20 protein-coding genes are annotated in these 20,914 nt (G+C 32.6%); all 20 read right to left on the bottom strand.

The window, feature by feature from the left end; all coding sequences use genetic code 11:
• Nucleotides 1-133: 133 nt before the first annotated feature.
• The 20 genes from ACZ267_RS03240 to rpsA all read right to left on the bottom strand — a co-directional run bounded on the left by ACZ267_RS03240 (nt 134) and on the right by rpsA (nt 20,886).
• Nucleotides 134-2,842: a helicase C-terminal domain-containing protein gene (locus tag ACZ267_RS03240; RefSeq protein ID WP_002466610.1), complete on the bottom strand. Its 2,709-nt coding sequence runs from the start codon at nt 2,840-2,842 to the stop codon at nt 134-136.
• Between the two features lie 24 nt (nt 2,843-2,866).
• Nucleotides 2,867-3,838: a biotin--[acetyl-CoA-carboxylase] ligase gene (locus ACZ267_RS03235; RefSeq protein WP_002466619.1), complete on the bottom strand. Its 972-nt coding sequence runs from the start codon at nt 3,836-3,838 to the stop codon at nt 2,867-2,869.
• Nucleotides 3,825-5,027, bottom strand: a complete 1,203-nt coding sequence (locus ACZ267_RS03230; protein ID WP_019235916.1) for a CCA tRNA nucleotidyltransferase — start codon at nt 5,025-5,027, stop codon at nt 3,825-3,827. The genes ACZ267_RS03235 and ACZ267_RS03230 overlap by 14 nt, the downstream gene beginning before the upstream one ends.
• On the bottom strand, nt 5,020-6,159 hold the full coding sequence (bshA, locus tag ACZ267_RS03225; protein ID WP_002466605.1) for an N-acetyl-alpha-D-glucosaminyl L-malate synthase BshA: 1,140 nt from the start codon (nt 6,157-6,159) through the stop codon (nt 5,020-5,022). The genes ACZ267_RS03230 and bshA overlap by 8 nt, the downstream gene beginning before the upstream one ends.
• Before the next feature lie 35 nt (nt 6,160-6,194).
• Nucleotides 6,195-6,512 (bottom strand): nucleotide pyrophosphohydrolase, encoded by a 318-nt coding sequence (locus ACZ267_RS03220; RefSeq protein WP_002466603.1) that lies wholly within the window; start codon nt 6,510-6,512, stop codon nt 6,195-6,197.
• A gap of 167 nt (nt 6,513-6,679) precedes the next feature.
• Nucleotides 6,680-7,375 carry a zinc metallopeptidase gene (locus ACZ267_RS03215; protein ID WP_002451145.1) on the bottom strand — a complete coding sequence of 232 codons (696 nt, stop codon included), beginning with the start codon at nt 7,373-7,375 and terminating at the stop codon, nt 6,680-6,682.
• Between the two features lie 44 nt (nt 7,376-7,419).
• Nucleotides 7,420-8,016, bottom strand: coding sequence for a DUF1405 domain-containing protein (locus tag ACZ267_RS03210; protein WP_015364992.1), 597 nt, complete (start codon nt 8,014-8,016; stop codon nt 7,420-7,422).
• Nucleotides 8,006-8,581, bottom strand: coding sequence for a YpiB family protein (locus ACZ267_RS03205; RefSeq protein WP_002466631.1), 576 nt, complete (start codon nt 8,579-8,581; stop codon nt 8,006-8,008). The genes ACZ267_RS03210 and ACZ267_RS03205 overlap by 11 nt, the downstream gene beginning before the upstream one ends.
• A 15-nt stretch (nt 8,582-8,596) precedes the next feature.
• Complete coding sequence (locus ACZ267_RS03200; protein WP_015364990.1) at nt 8,597-9,841, bottom strand: tetratricopeptide repeat protein; 1,245 nt, start codon at nt 9,839-9,841, stop codon at nt 8,597-8,599.
• Nucleotides 9,842-9,843: 2 nt separating this feature from the next.
• Complete coding sequence (aroA, locus tag ACZ267_RS03195) at nt 9,844-11,145, bottom strand: 3-phosphoshikimate 1-carboxyvinyltransferase (protein ID WP_015364989.1); 1,302 nt, start codon at nt 11,143-11,145, stop codon at nt 9,844-9,846.
• Between the two features lie 11 nt (nt 11,146-11,156).
• Nucleotides 11,157-12,221, bottom strand: coding sequence for a 3-dehydroquinate synthase (gene aroB / locus ACZ267_RS03190; protein WP_002465790.1), 1,065 nt, complete (start codon nt 12,219-12,221; stop codon nt 11,157-11,159).
• Between the two features lie 24 nt (nt 12,222-12,245).
• The gene (gene aroC, locus ACZ267_RS03185; RefSeq protein WP_015364988.1) at nt 12,246-13,412 is read right to left on the bottom strand and encodes a chorismate synthase; all 1,167 of its coding nucleotides are present in this window, start codon (nt 13,410-13,412) and stop codon (nt 12,246-12,248) included.
• 259 nt (nt 13,413-13,671) lie between these two features.
• Nucleotides 13,672-14,121, bottom strand: a complete 450-nt coding sequence (ndk, locus tag ACZ267_RS03180; RefSeq protein WP_002451137.1) for a nucleoside-diphosphate kinase — start codon at nt 14,119-14,121, stop codon at nt 13,672-13,674.
• A gap of 133 nt (nt 14,122-14,254) precedes the next feature.
• Nucleotides 14,255-15,214, bottom strand: coding sequence for a polyprenyl synthetase family protein (locus tag ACZ267_RS03175; RefSeq protein ID WP_079449034.1), 960 nt, complete (start codon nt 15,212-15,214; stop codon nt 14,255-14,257).
• Nucleotides 15,215-15,234: 20 nt separating this feature from the next.
• Nucleotides 15,235-15,942: a demethylmenaquinone methyltransferase gene (locus ACZ267_RS03170; protein ID WP_002465741.1), complete on the bottom strand. Its 708-nt coding sequence runs from the start codon at nt 15,940-15,942 to the stop codon at nt 15,235-15,237.
• A gap of 1 nt (nt 15,943) precedes the next feature.
• Nucleotides 15,944-16,516 (bottom strand): heptaprenyl pyrophosphate synthase subunit A, encoded by a 573-nt coding sequence (locus tag ACZ267_RS03165; protein WP_002465724.1) that lies wholly within the window; start codon nt 16,514-16,516, stop codon nt 15,944-15,946.
• A gap of 242 nt (nt 16,517-16,758) precedes the next feature.
• Nucleotides 16,759-17,031, bottom strand: a complete 273-nt coding sequence (locus tag ACZ267_RS03160) for an HU family DNA-binding protein (protein ID WP_001043863.1) — start codon at nt 17,029-17,031, stop codon at nt 16,759-16,761.
• 170 nt (nt 17,032-17,201) lie between these two features.
• Nucleotides 17,202-18,200 (bottom strand): NAD(P)H-dependent glycerol-3-phosphate dehydrogenase, encoded by a 999-nt coding sequence (locus ACZ267_RS03155; RefSeq protein WP_002465734.1) that lies wholly within the window; start codon nt 18,198-18,200, stop codon nt 17,202-17,204.
• Nucleotides 18,201-18,221: 21 nt separating this feature from the next.
• Nucleotides 18,222-19,532 carry a ribosome biogenesis GTPase Der gene (der, locus tag ACZ267_RS03150; protein ID WP_002465765.1) on the bottom strand — a complete coding sequence of 437 codons (1,311 nt, stop codon included), beginning with the start codon at nt 19,530-19,532 and terminating at the stop codon, nt 18,222-18,224.
• 175 nt (nt 19,533-19,707) lie between these two features.
• The gene (gene rpsA / locus ACZ267_RS03145; protein WP_002465798.1) at nt 19,708-20,886 is read right to left on the bottom strand and encodes a 30S ribosomal protein S1; all 1,179 of its coding nucleotides are present in this window, start codon (nt 20,884-20,886) and stop codon (nt 19,708-19,710) included.
• Nucleotides 20,887-20,914: the final 28 nt, after the last annotated feature.

Genomic DNA, 20,914 nt, shown 5'->3' with positions numbered 1-20,914 from the left:
ATACCTGTTTATTTTAACAAAATATGTAGTTAACTTCTAGAACTTGAATTAAAAGTATGTGCATATACTCACGATTTAAATATGATATGAATTTAAAAGTGATAATCACGTTGAATCGTGATTACCACTTTTATTATTTACTTATATCTTTATCAACTGACTTTTGGATTTGTTTCAATAATTTACTAAATTGATTCAAATCACCTTTTTTCTGTCGATAATTTTCTAATGTTTGTTCAAAAAAACTTTTATAATTACTATTAACTAAGCGGTCATCAAATGACACAATTAAGCCTTTATCATTTTCATGTCTTATTAAACGGCCTAATCCTTGTCTAAATCGGGTAACAGCATCAGGTAATACATAATCTTTGAAAGTAGATTCAAACTCTGAATCCATTAGCCAATATTTTGCATTGTTTTTATTCATAAATGGCAATTTAGCAATCATGACACATTTGATACCATTCGCTTGGAAGTCAAACCCTTCAAAGAACGTAGATGTGCCCAATAAAATAGATTTATCGAAGTGATTAAATTGTTGAACAATCTTGTAATTTTGGTTTTGTTGCTGTGTTAGGATCACATAATCTTCAAATTCCGGTAATTCATTTAACATGTCTTGAACCATATGCATCATTTTATAGCTGGTAAATAATATGAGACATTTAGATTCCGTAGTATTGGTATATTCAATAACATAATTGACAATAGATGCGACATAATCATCAATATTTTTATAATTGTATGGTGCTACATCTGAAGGGATAAAAACATTTGTATTTTTAGTGTTTTGAACAGATGTAGTGACCTCGTACGTATTAAATTGTACATCCTTATTGAACCAGTTTTTAAAGGAATCGAATGAATGATTAAATGTTAATGTACCTGATATAAAGGTTAAAGCATTAAATTTGTCTAAAACCTGTTGTGTCAAAATATCTTTAACAGCATAATCTTTAACAAATAAACGAATTGTAGACTTCTGACTTAAATTTTTAATTGATATAAAGCTTGTATGTTGATTTTTTAGACTTTGTTCAATTTGTCTAAAGCATTCTTTTAGATATAGTAGTTGTTTACGCATGGTTTTAATCGTCTTATGACTCATTCCATTAAAGACTTCTAATGTTTTATTAAGTTTGTTTATTAAAAGATGTAAGTCCTTCAGAATTGGGTCATTTTCAAATTCATAAACATAATGATATTTATGAATATCATCATCATACACGTCTGAGTTTTGAATAATGTCATATATATCGTCAAATAAATGCTCATTGAGTTCATGTATGTCATTAATATTAGATTTCAAACCAAAAACATCGATAGGTGCAATGTCTAGTTTCTCTAAAATACGTTGTTGTTCTAAATGATCGATGGCTTTTAAAAGTTTTTCATTTTCGTTTTTACCTATCAAACCTAACTGATATTTAATATCTGCATAATTTAACTCATTGGTTACTTGATTAAGTGCATAATCTGGTAATCGATGTGCTTCATCAATAATACAATCATCAAACATTTGATAAATAGAATTTTCAGCATCCGAATGAATTAGATGTGCATGATTGGTAATACCTATTTGGATATTTTGCGCATTACGTTTGAGATAATTATAGTAATGGATATCATGACGGACTGGCACATAAGTCTCAATCTTCTGATCGAAATACATTTTCTGTCCGCCTTTTAAATTCAATTCTTGAATATCACCTGTGTGTGTTTCTGTTATCCATATTAATAATTGCATTTTAAGAATGCTAACTTCGTAATTATTTGTTTCTTCTTTTAAGATTTGGCTGATTAGTCCTAAAGAGATATAGTCATTTTTGCTTTTAATTAATGTTGCATTGACTTTAAAATCAAGTGCTTGATTAAGTGCTGGAATATCTTTTTCTAATAATTGACTTTGTAACAATTTGGTATTAGTTGAAATCATTACATGTCTACCAGTTTCGATATTATACATTAACGCCGCTAATAGATATGCTAATGACTTTCCACTTCCAAGCGGTGCTTCAATCATCGCTTTTTCACTATGCATGAGTTGTTCTAATATGATTTCTGACAAATAAAGTTGTTGTGGTCGATAGGTTAAGCCTAATTGTTTTGTTGCTTTTTTATATAGTGTTTTTAGCGTTCCATTAAATTCTGTAACTGGTCCTTTTAGATCAACCTGCTTTTTATAGATGATTTGTTCGAATTGGCCATATTGACTATCTAACGTAGCGTTATCATGTTGGCGTACCATTTCAAATAAAATGTGATATAAATCATATTTTAAGTCCTTACTTAAATAATACAATTGTTTTAAGGTATCTAATGGCAATTGTTCGAACTTTTCAAAGGCTTTTATCATCAAATGTGCTGTTGTAGTCGCATCTTCATCGGCTCTATGTGCATTGTTTAAAGGAATATCATGTGCCTCAGCTAATTCACTAAGCTGATAGCTTTTATCTGTTGGGAATGCAATTTTAAATAGCTCTAACGTATCCATCACACGTTTTGGACGGTATTTGATATTACAATTTTTAAACGCTTTTTTAATGAAGTTCAAATCAAATGCGACATTATGTGCAACAAATACACAATCTTGCAATTGTTGATAGATATCTTGGGCAATCTCTTTGAAATACGGCGCTTGTTCTAGCATTGTCTCTTCTATAGAAGTGAGTGCTTGAATAAACGGTGGTATATCCAAATCAGTTCGAATCATTGAATGATACGTGCCTATTATTTTATTTTGTCGAACGAATGTAATGCCGATTTGGATAATATCATCATAATCTAGTTGATTACCTGTTGTTTCCAAATCAACAACTGCATATGTTGCTATTCCCATAGCTATCTCTCCTAGTTAACTTTGTTATAATTCTATATCTGCACTGATTAACCTTCTAAGTTGCCCTTCATCATCTTTTACCATTAAAAATCCATCATGATCAATATCTATTGCTTCACCAATAAATTGTTTATCATTTTCAGTAAAACGTAATTGTTTATTCCACATATTTGTTGCATCAATATACTCTTCTCTAATCTCTTCAAATGGAACAGTTAAAAATTGTTGATAGCGGCGTTCAATATTTTGTGTTAATACATCTAGAAATTCATATCTATTAAAGTCGTTTTCAGCATGAATACGTATACTGGTTGCGCTATGTTGAATCTCTTCATCAAAATCAGACGGATCATGATTCATATTAATGCCTATACCACATATGATTGCTTCAATAGCATCATAATTGGCAACCATTTCAGTTAAAAAGCCACATACCTTTTTTCCATCTATGTATATATCGTTTGGCCATTTAATGGTGACCTCATCTTTAGAAAATTGTTGTATCGCATCTCTAATGCCTAATGCCATAAACAAATTAAATTTAGGAATCATTGCGTATGGTACATCAGGACGTAAAACAACGGACATCCAAAGGCCTTTTCCTTTAGTAGAACGCCAATATCTATTGAAACGTCCACGCCCTTTCGTTTGTTCATCGCTTAAAATAATAAATGAATCCTGGTTCCCAACTAGTGCTTGCTTTGCTTTGAGTTGAGTTGAATCAACTGTACTCATAACGTCAACATAGTCAAAAATGTGACGTTGCTCAATAATTGGATTAACAATGCCACTGTACCATTGATCAGGTAATTGTTTCAGTAAATGCCCTTTATGATTAATCGATTCAATATGACATCCATTCATTTTTAATTGATCAATAACTTTTTTAACTGCTGCTCTTGAAATATTTAATTGATCTGCAATGTATTGACCTGAAATGTATTCAGGTTGATGTTCATATAACATTCTGACGACATCTTGACTATATTTCGACATGATTATCCACCCATTTCATTATTTCATCGTGTGAGTTAATAACTTGTTTCGTTACCACTGCACATTCTATTTGTCGCAAAACATCTTTTACCCAAGGTCCACCTCGTTGATTTAAATATTGCATTAAATCACTACCATTAACAGCAAGTTGTTGTCTTTCATTAATTGGTAATTGATGATAACTTTCCATAATGGTTTGTGGATTAATTATCAGTGGATTGGGTGTCTCAAATTGGTTTTTAGAGAGTAGTGTGCTGAGCTCGATTACGGTTAATATATCATTGATATCAAAATCATATACCATCATTATTAAATCTTTTTTAGTGTTAATGGTTGGTAATTGATTAATGATAGTCGTGAGTTGTTTAATATGTGACTTCTCTTTATTACTGATTTTAAGCGGTGACAAAGGTTGTTGTTCATCAAATTTTGAATTAATTAACGCAATCCATGTATCGAAATGTATTGGTTCATCTATGTTTAATTGATGCATTTCGAAATTTTGAAAATAAGGTATAAAGTTAAACGCCTTTAATTCGATGAGATGATGATAGCTCTTTGCAACATTTTGACCAGAAATTAATTTTTTTAGTTCAACGATGATACGTTCAATTGATAAATATTTAATATCTTCCATTTGATTTGCCATAGCATTATACGTATGATACTCAATTTTGAAATTAAGTTGTGACTGAAACCGTAATCCTCGTAATATGCGTAGTGCATCCTCTTCAAATCGTTCAGTAGGTTGACCGACCGTTCTGATAATGCCATTGTTAATATCATCTTCGCCACTAAAATAATCAAATGTTTGATAATCTGTATCCATTGCAATGGCATTAATGGTAAAATCACGACGTTGTACATCTTCATATAAATCTCGAACAAAATGTACGTCACTAGGTCGTCGATGATCAATATATTCTTCTTCTGCACGAAACGTAGTTACTTCGTAGTTCTCACGATTGTATACTACATTAATCGTGCCATGCTCTTTACCAACTGGAATCGTATGGTCAAAAATTGACTCGATTTCATCTGGCGTAGCACTCGTAGTGATATCTATATCATGGATTGGACGTTGCATTAAGTAATCTCTAACAGAACCACCAACATAATAAGCTTGATATCCATGTTGTTGTATTTGGTTTAAAATTGGTTTAGCTCTTTCAAATAGTTCATTACTCATGCAAGTCCTCACCTTTATTTAGCATTTTACGATAATAATATTCATATTGATCAGTAATTAGTTCTGAACCAAAACGTTGCTCAATGTCTAAAAGCATTTGCGACTGAAATTGTTCATAAAGTTTGCGATCTTGTAACAATTTAATGGCATAATGTGATGCTTGATCGCTATCCCCTACATCAACAATATAGCCTGTTTCACCATGTTTGATAACTTCTTTAATACCGCCGGCGTTTGACCCTATAGGTACGACGCCTGTTTTCATTGCTTCTAATAGTGTTAAACCAAAACTTTCTTTTTCGCTTAATAAGAGTACTAAATCTGACAATTGATAAAATGCGCTCACATTATCTTGTTTGCCTAAAAATAGTACATGTTCTTCAACGCCTAAATCTCGAGTTTTTTGACGCATATCAATAAGTTCAGGCCCATCACCTAAGAGAACTAATTTACTAGGTATTTTGTCATGTACTTTGGCAAACGTTTCAATAATAGTGTCGATACGTTTGACGGATCTAAAGTTAGAAACATGTATGAGCACCTTTTCATCGGGTGAGATGCCATAGTCAGTTTTAAAGGTTTCATCATGTCGTGTTGGAAATTCATTTTCTCGTACAAAATTATAAATTGGTACAATTTCTTTATCAGTATGAATAATTTCTTTTGTTTGTTCTGCTAAAGAATGACTCACACTTGTAACGATATCACTTTCTTCTATACCAAATTTAATGGCACCTTTTAATGAGTGATCATAGCCGAGTACAGTAATGTCTGTACCATGTAAGGTCGTCATTATTTTAATATCTTTACCTGACATTTGCTTCGCTAAAATACCACATATTGCATGTGGTACAGCATAGTGCATATGTAGAATGTCTAAATCATATTCTTTAATGACCTCTGAAATTTTTGTACTTAACGTAATATCATATGGTGGATATTGGAAAACGGCATATTGATTCACTTCGACTTGATGGAAAATCATATTTGGTAATGGTTTGCGGATTCTAAATGGTATATTGGAAGTGATAAAATGGACTTCGTGTCCTCTTTCTGCCATTTTTATGCCTAATTCTGTAGCAATAATGCCTGAACCACCCATGGACGGGTAACAAGTAATACCTATTTTCATCAATAACCCATCCTTTCTCTATTAATTTTAACGATTTATTTTCTTTCGAATCGATCATGATCTCGAGTATTAAATTTGTCCATTGTTTCATTAAAGCTTTCTGTCATATCGATATCTAGAGAATTGGCAATACATAATAATACAAATAAATTGTCGCCTAATTCTGCTTTAATTGTATTCTCTTCTTCTGTATCTTTCTTTTTCTTTTCGCCGTATTGATGATTGATTTCTCTAGACAATTCTCCGACTTCCTCTGTTAGTCTAGCAAGATTAGCTAATGGAGAAAAATAACCTGCTTTAAATTGACTAATATAATCATCTACTTCTTTTTGCATTTGAGTCATTGATTTCAATTAACGTCTCTCCTTTGAATGCATTTCTAATATAGTATATATCAAAATAAAGTGATATGCATTCTTAGTGCAATCAAAGTGAGTGTTTGTATTCAACAAAAAATGGTTGATATCATCATTTGGACGATATCAACCATTAGGTCTGTCTTAATTTAAGTCTGATAGATTTAATCACTTGATCTAGCGATTAAAATAATACGAGCTAATTCGGCTAATGCTACTGCAGTAGATGCAACATATGTCATTGCTGCAGCTGATAATACCTTCTTAGCGTGTTTGTACTCTTTCTCATTTACGATATTCAATGCTGTGATTTGTTTCATTGCACGTGAACTGGCGTCGAATTCGACTGGTAATGTCACTATTGAGAATAAAACAGCAAGTGACATTAAACCTGCACCAATCCATAATGCAGTAGATCCGAATGCACTGCCTAATGCAGTTAACACGATACCTAACATAATAACCATATAACTTAGTGAACTACCTAAGTTTGCAACAGGTACCAATGCTGATCTGAATCTTAAGAAAACATAACCTTGTTGGTGTTGTATTGCGTGTCCACATTCGTGGGCTGCAATAGCTGTACCAGCAACAGAAGGTCTATCGTAGTTTGCAGGAGATAAACAAACAACTTTTTTGTTTGGGTCATAGTGGTCTGTTAAGAAGCCATCACCTTTAACTACATCGACATCGTAAATGCCGTTTGCATGTAAAATCTCTTCAGCTACTTCACGACCAGTTTTACCACTAGTGGATCTAACCTGTGAGTATTTTTCATAATTAGATTTAACTTTATGTTGTGCCCACATAGGGATGACCATTAATATTACAAAATAAATAATCATTGATATTAAAGACAATAAACTCACTCTCCTTTAATCATATTCTACTGTCAAAATGCACTTTAATCAAATGATTTAACTTTAATGATACGTTCTAAATATAAATATAAAATTAGTGAAATGATACTTAGACAAATAGATAATACTCCAATTTCTACAACATGGGAAGCAATAAACTTATAATAAGGAAATTGCATTTTTACGTAATCAATATAATCGTTCACTAACACCCAAATGAAAGAGACGATAAAGCCTATTGTCGTAATTTTAAAACGAGGATAAAAGTAAAAGGCTTGAAGTGCCATAATTCCATGAGATAACAAGAGCATGAGTCCATTTATAGTTATCTCACCATCAATCATAAACATGATGATGTTCATAATCACTGCCCAAACACCATATTTTACGAGTGTGACAAAGGCAAGCGCTTCGATAATCGATGATGATCGATTAAATAATAATAAACCAATCGCAATTGATAAAAATAATGAAGCGGTTGGACTATCAGGTACAAATGGTAAAAAATAAGTAGGAGTGATATAGAGTTGACCACTATACCAATCGTAACCATAAATTGTCCCTAATACGTTGCATATAAGTAAAAAAATTAAAAATGGACGATAATACAATGAAACTTCCCAATATTGTTTAATTGTCATCGTTATAGTCTCCGTTATCGTTTTTAATTTGTTTAGACTTTAGAACGTTCAGAATTTGTGTTAATTGATAAAACCGTTCTTGTTCTTTCATTTGAAGACTTAAATCAATATTATCTTGCAAGCGCTCGATTAATGTTGCTTGTTTACGTTCATTCATCGAAATGGCATATAAATCTTGTACATAAGATGAATAATTCGGTGAATGAATTAATTGTGCAAGTATCAGATCATCTAAGCGGCTTTCACGTTGTTCCTTAGGTGAAAAATGTAATTGAATATCAAATGAAAATTCGTTATTAGCTATCAATTCGAAAATTGCATTCGTATTAACTAGTTGTTGATGTCTATCATTAAATTGAATTGCAGAAGCATGTGAATCTACTTCTGCAATCTGTAAAGTTTGATGGTGTTTGATGCTTTCATCAACAAAATGGATATATTGTAGCTTTTTAGGACTCGCTTTCAAATAATTTAATACCCAAACTGAAATTCGAGATTTAAATTCATAATGAAATAAAAGATATTCGATAAAGCTTTGTTTCATTTTAGTTAGGGAGTTATTCATTTATTAATCACCCTTTTAAGACTGTAATCTCATAGCTTCATCGTGCCATGTTTCATTACTTGGATCCATTTCTAATAATTGGTCTAGTATTGATTTAGCTTGATCTTTTTGACCAATTTCTAATAAATAGAAATAGTAGTCACTTAAAAATTCAGATTGTGATTTAAGTGTAGGATAAGCCAGTTCAAAGAAATGTTGTGCTTCTTTGTCTCTCTCTTCTTGCCCATATGCATAGGCTAAATGCCACATAAATACAGGATCTAGGTCTTCTTCATCTACATAAGTTAATAATTCAATTATAGCTTCGTAGTCCTCTTCACTTCTATATAAATCACTTAAAATAAGTAATGGTTCATGATAAGCATTGTCTACTTCTAATGCTTGTTTTAATAAAGTAACACCTTCATTAGCATCGCCATGTTCTATTTCTAAACTACCAGTTGATACCATTAGTTCTTTATAAAATTGACTAAGTCTTAATCCCTCTTTACCAATTTCAATGGCATCAGGATAATTTTTCTCGTTTTCGTATAAAGATTGTAAATAGAAGTACCCTTGTAAGAAGTCAGGATCTTTAGATAATAATGACTTCATAATCTTAATGGCTTCTTGCGTTATATCATTTTTTTCATATGCAATTGCTTTTTTGAAATAATCTTCTGAATTCATCTCAGTTTCATTAATTTCATCATATAAACGAATCGCATCGCTATAGTTCCCACTTTGTAAACTACAATCTGCTTGTCTCGAGAACAGATTGATACCATTCACTTCATATTCACCTGTTTCAAGTACAGTCTCATATTCAGTAGTTGCACGCAGATATTGTCCATCAAAATAAAGTAATTCTGCTAATGCAAAGTGTAAAATAGGATCGTTTGGTTCTAGCTGAATGGCTGCTTGTATCTTATCGATTGCGACTTCAAGCATGTTTATTTGTTGATATAAGTCGGCTTCAAGCATTAGTTTTTCAGTAGATGCTTCAACTTGACTTAAATATTCTAACGCTTCATCAGTTTGATTCTCTGACATTAATCCTTCAATAAAGTAAATGAGTAATTCACTTTCATCAGGATATCTATGGTATAACGTTCTGAAAACTTCTAAACCTTGAGGTGTTAAGCCAAAATTATATAGCGTTTCACCTAATATGAATAATGCGTCATCGTTATTAGAACTAAGCACTTCATTCACACGTGTATCTAAATTTGTTAGTTTTTGTAAATTGATATCGTCTATTAATTTGTAGATATCTTCCATTACTATTTTCCCTCATTTTCTAAAAGCTTTAGTTTTGGTAAGAAGCCTGGAAATGAAACATTGACTGCATCAAATTGTTCAATCGTTAAAGGTTCAGAACTTAATAAAGATGAAATAGCTAACATCATACCAATACGATGATCAGTTTGACTATCTACAGTCACACTTGTTTTAAATTCCGACGGATGAATAATAAGTCCATCATTTGTAGGTTGTAATTCGAAACCTAATTGATTTAGCATGTCTGCTGTTGTATCGATACGATTCGTTTCTTTAACCTTCAACTCTTCAGCATCTTTAATAACGCTTGTACCTGATGCTTGTGTACATAATAATGCAATCACTGGTAATTCATCTATGGCTCTTGGTACTAGTTCTCCATGAATTTGTATTGGCTTTAAATTAGGTGTGTATTGAACTCTAATAGACGCTGTTGGTTCAGCTTCTTCAGTTACATTAGTTAACTCAATACGACCACCCATTTGTTGAACGATATCTATGATACCGGAACGTGTTGGGTTAATGCCAACATTATGAATTGTAACATCACTTCCAGGAGTTATTAAGGCTGCAACGATGAAAAAGGCTGCTGAAGAAATATCTCCAGGTACATGGAAGTCATGTGGTTTTATATCTTGTACTGCTAAAGGCTCTGTGATAATCGTTTTACCATTTACAGTAATAGGGATATTAAAATGATTAAACATCGTTTCAGTATGGTTACGACTCACATCAATTTCAGTAATACTCGAGGATTCCTTTGAAAAAATGCTTGCAAATAAAATAGCACTTTTTACTTGAGCGCTTGCTACTTCCATTGTATAAGTCATTCCTTTGATTTCGGAAGGCTTAATAATGAGTGGCGTATAGTTACCCTCTACACCACAAATATTTGCATTCATTTGTAATAAAGGATTAAGCACTCTATCCATAGGCCTTTTACCAATAGACACATCACCAGATAGTACACTTTCAATACCAATGCCGCTTAGTAGACCAGCTAATAAGCGTGTGGTAGTTCCTGAATTACCTGTATAGAGCACTTGGTGAGGTGTTTTAAAATGTTGGTAGCCAGGTGAATCGACAATTAATCTATCTTCTTCTTCGGTAATTGAAACACCTAAAAGTCTAAAAATATTCATTGTTCGTTTACAATCTTCACCAAGTAAAGGTTTGTATATTTGTGTTTGTCCTGTGGCTAATGAAGCGAGCATAATCGCTCGATGTGTCATTGATTTATCCCCTGGGACTTCTATTTCGCCTTGCAAAGGACCATTAATTTGAATTGTTTCTGCAGTCGACATCATTTATTCACCTACTTAATTTTTGATTGAAGTTCTTTAAATGCAGCTAGATGTGTAGATTGATCAACGTGTTGAACGACTGCATTACCTAAAGATTTTAATAATACCATCTGAATGCCATCATGATTGTTCTTTTTATCTAAAAGCATAAATTGATAAATGTCATCGAAATCAAGTTCTTTAATGATATGGATTGGATATGCTAAAGCATCTAAATAATTTAAGTAATGATTAATATCGTAGTTTGTTTTTAATAAGTGATTCGCTACAATAAACTGATATACAATACCAATCATTACTGCATGCCCATGTGGTATTTTATATTTATACTCAATAGCATGTCCGAAGGTATGTCCTAAATTTAAAAATTTACGAACACCTTGCTCTTTTTCATCATTAATTACAATATTGAGTTTCGTTTCAATTCCTTTATAAATATATATTTCCATATCATTTAATGAGGCTAAAGCGTCTTTATTTGAAAAATGCTGTTCTATTTGTCTAGTATCTGCTTCACCATTGAGCAAAGCATGTTTATAAACTTCCGCATAACCACTAAGTACTTCACTATAAGGCAACGTTGATAAAAAGTCTAAATCATATAAAACGGCACTAGGACGATAAAAGGCACCTATCAGATTTTTACCATGTTGCGAATTAATACCTACTTTACCTCCGATACTTGAATCGTGAGCTAAAATGGTCGTCGGTACTTGTATAAATGCAACGCCTCTTAATAAACTTGATGCAACGAATCCAGCAAAATCTCCTGTTGCACCACCACCAATAGCTACAATTGACGTGTTACGTGTAATTTGATAACTGAGTATGGATTCAATGATGTCATGGAAATGTGCAAATGTCTTTGTTTGTTCACCCGATGGTATGATTATTTTAGTAGCATGATTAGTTTGGATTAATTGGTCTAATTTGTCCTTAAATAAATGATAAACAGTATCATCGATGATAAAAAATGATTGATCATATGATTTGTTGATATCATTTAATTGATTGATCGCGCCATGTTCTACAATGATAGGATAGTTATTGTTAGCGTATGTTGTGTTTAACTTCATATTTAATCACCTGAATTATACGAATTAGAATTCGATATTTAATTGTCTGCGTTCTGTTATTTGTGCTTTAAGTTGGTCGATATGATTGGCTTGAAATTCTTCTAGTAGGGCTTTAGCAAGTTCGAATGCAACGACATGTTCACAAACAACACTTGCTGCTGGCACAGCACAACTATCAGATCTTTCAATAGTCGCTTTGAAATCTTCTTTAGTATTGATATCTACAGAGTTTAAAGGTTTATATAAAGTTGGTATTGGTTTCATTACACCATTAACAATAATTGGCATCCCATTAGACATACCACCTTCAAAACCACCTAAATGATTTGATGCTCTGTAGTATCCTTGTGTTTCGTTATACATGATTTCATCTTGAATTTCACTACCAGGTTTCTCAGCTGCTTTAAAACCTTCACCGAAACTCACACCTTTAAACGCATTGATACTTACAACACCTTGAGCAATACGGCCATCTAATTTTCTATCGTAATGGACATAACTACCTATACCTACAGGCATGTTTTCAGCCATAACTTGAACGACGCCACCAATTGAGTCGCCATCTTTTTTAGCTTGATCTATTTTATCTCTCATTTGTTGAGCGATATCTTCGTTAATAACTCGAACGTCGTTTTTATCTACATTAGATTTAAATGTATCAACATCATATAAACCTTCGTCTTTGATACCACCAATTTCTACTACACGACTATAGATATGGATATCTAATTGGTCTAATAAAATTTTAGACACAGCGCCAACAGCTACACGAGCAGCTGTTTCTCTAGCTGATGAACGTTCTAAAACATTACGAAGATCACGATGGTTGTACTTCATACCACCAATAAGGTCTGCATGACCTGGTCTAGGTTTAGTAATTGTACGTTTCATATTTTCTCTTTCTTCATCGCTTATTGGCTCAACACCCATAATATTTCTCCAATGTGTAAAGTCATCGTTTGTAACGACAAGTGTGATAGGACTACCTAAGGTATAACCATTTCTTACACCAGAAACAATTTCAATAGCATCTTTTTCAATCTGCATACGACGTCCTCTACCGTAGCCACCTTGTCTCTTAAACATCTCTTTATTAATATCTTCAGCTTTAATTTCCAAATTAGCTGGTACACCTTCAATAATTACTGTTAGTTGTGGGCCATGTGATTCACCAGAGGTTAAATATCTCATCAAAGCACACTCCTTTCCCTTGAGTTCTTTTATAAATTATTATATTGGTTTAATCATATCATAATCAATAAATCAATATAAGTTTAGCAAGTGATCACTATATTTATTGATTTTAAAAAAATGAACTTCTCATAATTATGATTTAGTATATAAATTTGATAATTCTTGTAATTGAGATAATAATCTCAAAGAAAATAAAAAAGTGATGTGTCATGGACACATCACTCTGGATAAAATGAATAACGTTTTATGTTTAATATTATTCGTATAACCAAGCGTCTCTAGGAGATTCGTAACTACTGATTTCTTCTTCTTTGAACCATAAGTTAATTTCTCTTTCTGCTGATTCAACAGAGTCAGAACCGTGGATGATATTTCTACCAACTGTTAAACCTAAATCTCCTCTAATTGAACCAGGAGCAGCCTCAGATGGGTTTGTACTTCCGATAATATGACGAGATACTGCAACAGCATCTTCACCTTCAACAACCATTGCAAAAACTGGTGCTGAAGTAATGAAAGAGATTAAATTATTGTAGAAAGGTTTTCCTTCATGCTCACCATAATGTTTTTCTGCTAATTCTTGTGGTACTTGCATTAACTTACCGCCTACAAGTTTTAATCCTTTGTTTTCAATTCGAGAAATAATTTCTCCAATTAAATTTCTTTGTACTGCATCTGGTTTAATCATTAAAAATGTACGTTCCACTTGCGTAGTCCCCCTGTAATTTAATGTAACAAGTTTCTAGTGTATGTATAATTTGACTTGTCCGGCTATTAATAACCTAGCTAATTATTATCATACCAATTATTTAAAGCGCTTTCAAGTCGATTTACATTCTCTACACATTCCGAGAGCCCATTTTTTTAATTAACTTTTTAAACAAGTTACGTGCTTGATTATCTTCTAATTCATCAATTAAATTTAGTGCTTTATCTAAATATTTTTCGCTAATATCTTTTGAAACTTGAATATTATTTGATTGACGAATGATGTTGATACATGCTTCAAATTGTTCTTTATCACTATTTGGGTTTAGATCTTCAATCATTTGCTTAAATGTTGAATCATCTTTCGTTTCAAGTAGCACTGGTAAAGTAATATGCCCGTTCATTAGGTCACTACCTACAGGTTTACCTAGTTTCTTTTCAGTACTTGTGAAGTCAAGAATATCATCAACTATTTGGAAACTCATACCGATGTAATGGCCAATCATTTTTAACTTGCGTACTGTTTTAATATCCGAGTCAGCTGTAATTGCACCAACCTCGGTAGCAAGTTGAATTAAGAGTGCAGTTTTACGATTGATTCGTCGTAAATAGTTGGTCATCGTTTGTTGGCTATTGAATTGATCTTGAAATTGGAATAGCTCTCCTCGACAGACATCTACAATAGATTCTGATAATATTTCATGAACACGTTTATCTTTAATTTCCGATAAATGTTGTAGACCTAATGCTAGTAAAAAATTGCCTGTAATAATAGCTGTAGTTTGATCCCATTTTTTAGATATAGTTAAACGGCCTCTACGTTTATCACTTTTATCTATGACATCATCATGAACTAATGTTGCCATATGAATAAGTTCTAATGCGACGGCTACTTTGTAAGTATCTTCAGAAACGCCTTCTTCTTTACCGAATTGGCTACTAAGGATAACAAAAGCTGGTCTTACACGCTTTCCCCCTGAAGATAGTAAATGAAAAGCAGCCTCTTCAAGTACCTTATCTTGACTATGGATAGCTTGTTCAAGACGCTTTTCAACTTTTTTTATTTCATTGTTCATGTTTAACTTTGCCACGTTAATCACCTTTGGTCTGATCATTTTTGTTTATAGCCAAGGTGCATTGCAGCAACGCCACCTGTGAAGCTACGTACTTTAATATTACTAAATCCTGCTTGTTCAAATAGTCGTTTTAATTTTTCTTTACCTGGGAAGTCAAAGGTTGATTGTTGTAACCATTCGTATTCTTCTTTAGATTTTGCGAATAACTTACCAAATATAGGCATTACGAATTTGAAATATAAACGATAAACTTGTTTGAATACTGGTAATGTTGGTTGGCTAGTCTCTAGACAGACAATCATACCACCTGGTTTAAGCACACGTTCCATCTCTTTTAGTGCACCTAAGTAGTCAGGTACATTTCTCAAACCAAACCCAATTGTTACATAATCAAATGACGCATCATCGAAAGGTAAATTCATTGCATCACCATGGACTAAATGAATGTTGTCCATGTGAGCTGTCTTTTCTTTCCCAACTTCTAGCATGTTTTCACTGAAATCTAGTCCAGTCACCTCTCCTTGAGGGCCAACTGCTTTACTTAATGCGATTGTCCAATCGGCAGTACCACAACATACATCTAAAGCTGTACTACCTTTCTTAACTGACATTTCTTTCATAACACGTTTTCTCCAAACTTTGTGTTGTTCGAAGCTAATGATGTTATTTAATCTATCGTATTTTTTTGAAATATTTTGGAATACTGTATGAACTTGCTCTTTTTTAGCGTTATTTTCAGCCATCTTAATTACCTCTTCTTTTATCTAGCGTTTGTTTGATGTCTTGCATTATATGGTCAATACGTTCTTTGTTATAGTTTTTTAAATATGACGGATAGTAATCATGTACATCGTCATATAAAAATTCATATATACGATTAGCATTTTCTTCATCGCAAAAATGTGACAGCGTAATATATGGGAATAATGTTTCAACTTTAAATATGGCGTTACTAGCTTCATCATCAGTTAAAACATGTTGATGAAGAGATGATTTCAACTCACTAACTTCAACAATAGCTTTACTCATTGCAAGCTGATATGTTGGATCATTGATTTCAGCTAGAATAGTATAAAAATGTGCACTAAGTAGATCACCAACTAAAATTGAATGTTTTGATAATCCACTGTTAGATATATCATCTAAATGTTTCATTGAAGTGTCAATTGTGAGGCAAGCTAACTTAGCTTTTTCCGGTAAATCATATGAATCCAATAATTCCCCCAACTTCTCGTTGATTTGGATTGATTCATAATCAGTAATACCCTTAAGCCTTTGTTTGATATCTATATTTAATTTGCTGACAGTAGTTTCCATGTTCACACCTCACGATATTATCACTATTTATATTAACATTATATATCAAAAAATTAAATGTTAGAGCACCTTCTTCTTTCAAAGAAAGAAGTTAGGTACTCTAATATATGTATAAAATTTAATCGTATGTATAGTGGTTTCAATTTGGAAAAATAAAATTGAGTAGTTTTAAATAACTTGCTTATATATTCGAAAAGCATTATAAAAACAAAAAAGCCCCAGAAGGGCTTTTTTAAGTAAAATTATTTTACTGCATCTTTTAATGCTTTACCAGCTTTGAATGCTGGGACTTTACTTGCAGGAATATCAATTTCTTTACCTGTTTGAGGGTTACGGCCTTTACGAGCAGCACGCTCACGTACTTCAAAATTACCGAAACCGATTAATTGTACCTTTTCACCTTTAGCAAGTGAGTTTTGGATAGATTCGAATACAGCGTCTACTGCTGAACCAGCTTCTTTTTTAGTTAAATCAGCTTGCTCTGCTACTGCATTGATTAAATCAGTTTTATTCATTATGAATTCACCTCCTGAGGTTTGATAATGATATCTTTATATCATTATGGTATGACTTTAACACACTGATTACTGTCATCGCAACGATTTATATATTAAAAACGTTGAAATAAAGCGAATAGAATTAATTTTTTTGAAAATCTCATAAAATATGTGTTAATTTACACTATTTATTCGGATTTTTTGTCTCGACCCATTAATTCTTTAATACTTTCTTTAACGGGGACATCTTCAAATAACACTTTATATAACGCAGTTGTAATTGGCATTTCAACATTAACTTCTTGTGCTAAATAATATACTGATTTTGTTGTATAGATACCTTCAACTACCATTTTCATTTCTTCAAGTGCTTCATCAGTTGTTTTCCCTTGGCCTAATTTATAGCCTAATGTAAAGTTACGTGAATGAGTGGACGTACACGTTACAATTAAATCGCCAATGCCACCTAATCCTAGGAATGTCATTGGATCTGCACCTAATTTTTCACCTAAACGACTAATTTCAGCTAAACCGCGTGTCATTAGTGCTGCCTTAGCATTATCACCAAAGCCCATACCAGCTACAATACCACTAGCTACGGCAATGATATTTTTTAATGCGCCACCGAGTTCAACGCCTACAAGATCATTATTAGTATAAACACGTAAATAGTCATTCATAAATAAATCTTGTATTAATTGACTTACTTTTTCATCTTTTGAAGAGGCAGCAACTGTTGTAGGTTGTTTGATGACCACTTCTTCTGCATGACTTGGGCCTGATAATACACCTATACCTGCATTATGTTCCGGAGAAATAGAATCTTCTAACATTTCAGAAACACGTTTGAAAGTACCATTTTCAATACCTTTTGCTACATGTATAAATGTTTTTTTAGAAGTTAATAAACTATCAATTTGTGTTGCTACTTCTCTCATCGCTTTTGTAGGTAGAGCCATTAGATAGATATCCGCAAAAGCAACACCTTCACTTAAATCCGTTGTAGCTTTGATAGTTGGCTCAAGCTTTGCTTCTTTTAAATAGTTTTTATTCATATGATGTGTATTTAATTCATCAACATTTTCACTATTTTTACCCCACATTAATACGTCGTGTCCGTTTTGTGCTAAAACATTTGCTAAAGCAGTACCAAAACTTCCCATACCAAATACTGATATTTTAGTCATATTAATATTCCCCTCCCTTTATTAGTTTCTTTTTCTTGGAATGATATGAACAGGTGTACCTTCAAATCCAAATGCATGTCTGATTTGATTTTCTAAGTATCTTTTATAAGAGAAATGCATTAATTCAACATCATTTACAAATACTACGAATGTTGGTGGTTCGATAGCCACTTGTGTTGAATAAAAGACATTTAATCTTCTACCTTTATCTGTTGGTGTAGGATTCATAGAAATAGCATCAGTAATGACTTCATTTAAAGTAGAACTTTGAACACGTTTCTTGTGATTTTCACTTGCTTCTTTAATATATGGGAATAGTGTTTTTAGTCTTAATTGTTCTTTAGCTGAAACAAAAGCAATTTGAGCGTAATCTAAGAATTGAAATTCTTTTCTCACATCTTCAGTAAATTTCTTCATTGTTTTGCTATCTTTTTCAACGGTATCCCATTTATTTACTACGATTACAATCGCTTTACCTTCTTCGTGTGCATATCCTGCAACACGTTTATCTTGTTCGATAATACCTTGCTCTGCATCGATAACAACTAAAACAACATTTGAACGTTCAATCGCTTTTAATGCTCTAAGTACAGAATACTTTTCAGTAGATTCATAAACTTTACCTTTTTTACGCATACCAGCTGTGTCGATTAAAACGTAATCTTGTCCATCATACGAATATTCTGTATCTACTGCATCTCTAGTAGTACCTGCTACATTAGATACAATAACACGTTCTTCTCCTAAAATAGCATTAACCAAACTAGATTTACCAACATTTGGTCGTCCTATAATTGATAAACGGATTGTGTCATCATCATATGGATCTTCTTCCTCTTCACCAAAGTTTTCAACGACTGCATCTAATAAATCACCTAAACCTAGCCCATGTGATCCTGAAATAGGATAAGGTTCGCCAAAGCCTAATGAATAGAAATCATAAATATCATTACGCATTTCTACGTTATCAACTTTGTTTACTGCAAGGACGACAGGTTTTTTACTTTTATAAAGCATTTGAGCAACCATTTCATCACTTTGCGTCAATCCTTCTCTAACATTGACCATAAATACTATGACATCTGCTTCTTCAATCGCAATTTCTGCTTGTGCTCTTATTTGTGTTTGGAATGGTGCATCTCCTATTTCAATACCACCTGTGTCAATAATATTGAATTCATGCGTTAACCATTCACCTGATGAATAGATTCGGTCTCTGGTTACACCAGGTGTGTCTTCCACGATGGATACACGTTCGCCGACTACTCTATTAAAAATTGTAGATTTACCTACGTTAGGCTTTCCTACAATTGCAACTATAGGTTTAGTCATTTGTTAACTTCCTCTCTTTCTTAATCTCTATAATTTTATCACATGCAAGCACCGATTCAAAATACGATTATAATAAACAAGATAATATATTGACTTTAATGAGGCTCACGTAAAAAAACACTCCAATTAAAGTTTAACCTCTAATTGGAGTGTACATACATAGCATATTTAACTATTAAAATTTAAGATCTTTAAATTTATCACCGAAGACATCACCTAAAGTAGGATTATCTTCATCAGTGTCATTGTTTAAATAAGATTGAGTTGTAGATGCATCGCTTTCAACAACGTCTTCATTTGGTAACGTTGCTTTAATTGATAAAGAAACACGTTCGTTTTCTTCGTCAATGCCTAAGATTTTAACACTTACTTGTTGACCAGGTTCTAATACTTCACCTGGTGTACCAATGTGTTTATGATCAATTTCAGAAATGTGAACTAATCCTTGTACGCCAGGAGCAATTTCAACAAATGCACCGAAGTTAGCTAATCTTACAACTGTACCTTCAATAACATCATTTTCATGGAATTGACCTTTAATTTGAGCAAAAGGTGTTGGTAACGTATCTTTGATTGATAATGAAATACGTTCTGTATCCTTTTCCACTGATTTAACTTTAACATTTACTTTATCTCCAACCGAAACGACTTCTTCAGGAGATTGTACATGTTGATGTGATAATTCAGAAACGTGAACTAATCCATCTACGCCTCCAATATCAACAAATGCACCAAAGTTTGTTAAACGTGCTACTGTACCTTCAATAACATCACCGGCATTCAGTGAGTCTAGTAATGAAGCCTTTTTAACTTCATTTTCAGCTTGTTCTACTGCTTTACGGCTTAAAATAACACGATTATTTTCTGGATCTAATTCTTCAACTTTAATTTTAATTGTTTGACCTTCAAAATCAGAGAAGTCTTCAATAAAGTCTGTTGAAATAAGTGATGCTGGAACAAATCCACGTTGACCTACGTCTACTACTAATCCACCTTTAACAACTTCTGTGACTTTTGCTTCAATCACTTCATTGTTATCAAGTTTTTCTTGTAAATAATCATAAGATTGTTCAGTTTCAAGTTGTCTTTTAGATAAAATATAAGCGCCTGAATCATTTTCTTCATCAAATTCTATTTTCGTTACGTAGGCTTCGATTTCGTCGCCTTCTTTAACTACTTCATTAGGTTTTTCAATATGATGTGTGGATAATTGGCTAATAGGGATTATACCATTGTATTTTCCACCATTAATATGCACAACAACTTGTTTATCTTCAACTTGTTGTACCTCTCCAGTGACTTTGTCACCTTCTTTAATATCATTAATCATTGATTCGTTGAATTCTTCAGTCATCTTGTCTGCCTCCTTATACACTACATAA

The sequence above is a fragment of the Staphylococcus sp. AC872 genome, assembly GCF_979255425.1.
Note: the sequence above shows the minus strand (reverse complement) of the source record. Positions and strands in the feature narration are given on the sequence as shown.

Coding starts and splice junctions, on each gene's coding strand:
- ACZ267_RS03240 (WP_002466610.1), bottom strand. CDS start 2,842: ATGGGAATAGCAACATATGCAGTTGTTGATTTGGAAACAACAGGTAAT.
- rpsA (WP_002465798.1), bottom strand. CDS start 20,886: ATGACTGAAGAATTCAACGAATCAATGATTAATGATATTAAAGAAGGT.
- ACZ267_RS03235 (WP_002466619.1), bottom strand. CDS start 3,838: ATGTCGAAATATAGTCAAGATGTCGTCAGAATGTTATATGAACATCAA.
- ACZ267_RS03230 (WP_019235916.1), bottom strand. CDS start 5,027: ATGAGTAATGAACTATTTGAAAGAGCTAAACCAATTTTAAACCAAATA.
- ACZ267_RS03205 (WP_002466631.1), bottom strand. CDS start 8,581: ATGAATAACTCCCTAACTAAAATGAAACAAAGCTTTATCGAATATCTT.
- ACZ267_RS03160 (WP_001043863.1), bottom strand. CDS start 17,031: ATGAATAAAACTGATTTAATCAATGCAGTAGCAGAGCAAGCTGATTTA.
- ACZ267_RS03155 (WP_002465734.1), bottom strand. CDS start 18,200: ATGACTAAAATATCAGTATTTGGTATGGGAAGTTTTGGTACTGCTTTA.
- ACZ267_RS03170 (WP_002465741.1), bottom strand. CDS start 15,942: ATGGCTGAAAATAACGCTAAAAAAGAGCAAGTTCATACAGTATTCCAA.
- ACZ267_RS03165 (WP_002465724.1), bottom strand. CDS start 16,516: ATGGAAACTACTGTCAGCAAATTAAATATAGATATCAAACAAAGGCTT.
- aroB (WP_002465790.1), bottom strand. CDS start 12,221: ATGAAGTTAAACACAACATACGCTAACAATAACTATCCTATCATTGTA.
- bshA (WP_002466605.1), bottom strand. CDS start 6,159: ATGAAAATAGGTATTACTTGTTACCCGTCCATGGGTGGTTCAGGCATT.
- ACZ267_RS03210 (WP_015364992.1), bottom strand. CDS start 8,016: ATGACAATTAAACAATATTGGGAAGTTTCATTGTATTATCGTCCATTT.
- aroC (WP_015364988.1), bottom strand. CDS start 13,412: ATGAGATATTTAACCTCTGGTGAATCACATGGCCCACAACTAACAGTA.
- aroA (WP_015364989.1), bottom strand. CDS start 11,145: ATGTCGACTGCAGAAACAATTCAAATTAATGGTCCTTTGCAAGGCGAA.
- der (WP_002465765.1), bottom strand. CDS start 19,532: ATGACTAAACCTATAGTTGCAATTGTAGGAAAGCCTAACGTAGGTAAA.
- ACZ267_RS03200 (WP_015364990.1), bottom strand. CDS start 9,841: ATGGAAGATATCTACAAATTAATAGACGATATCAATTTACAAAAACTA.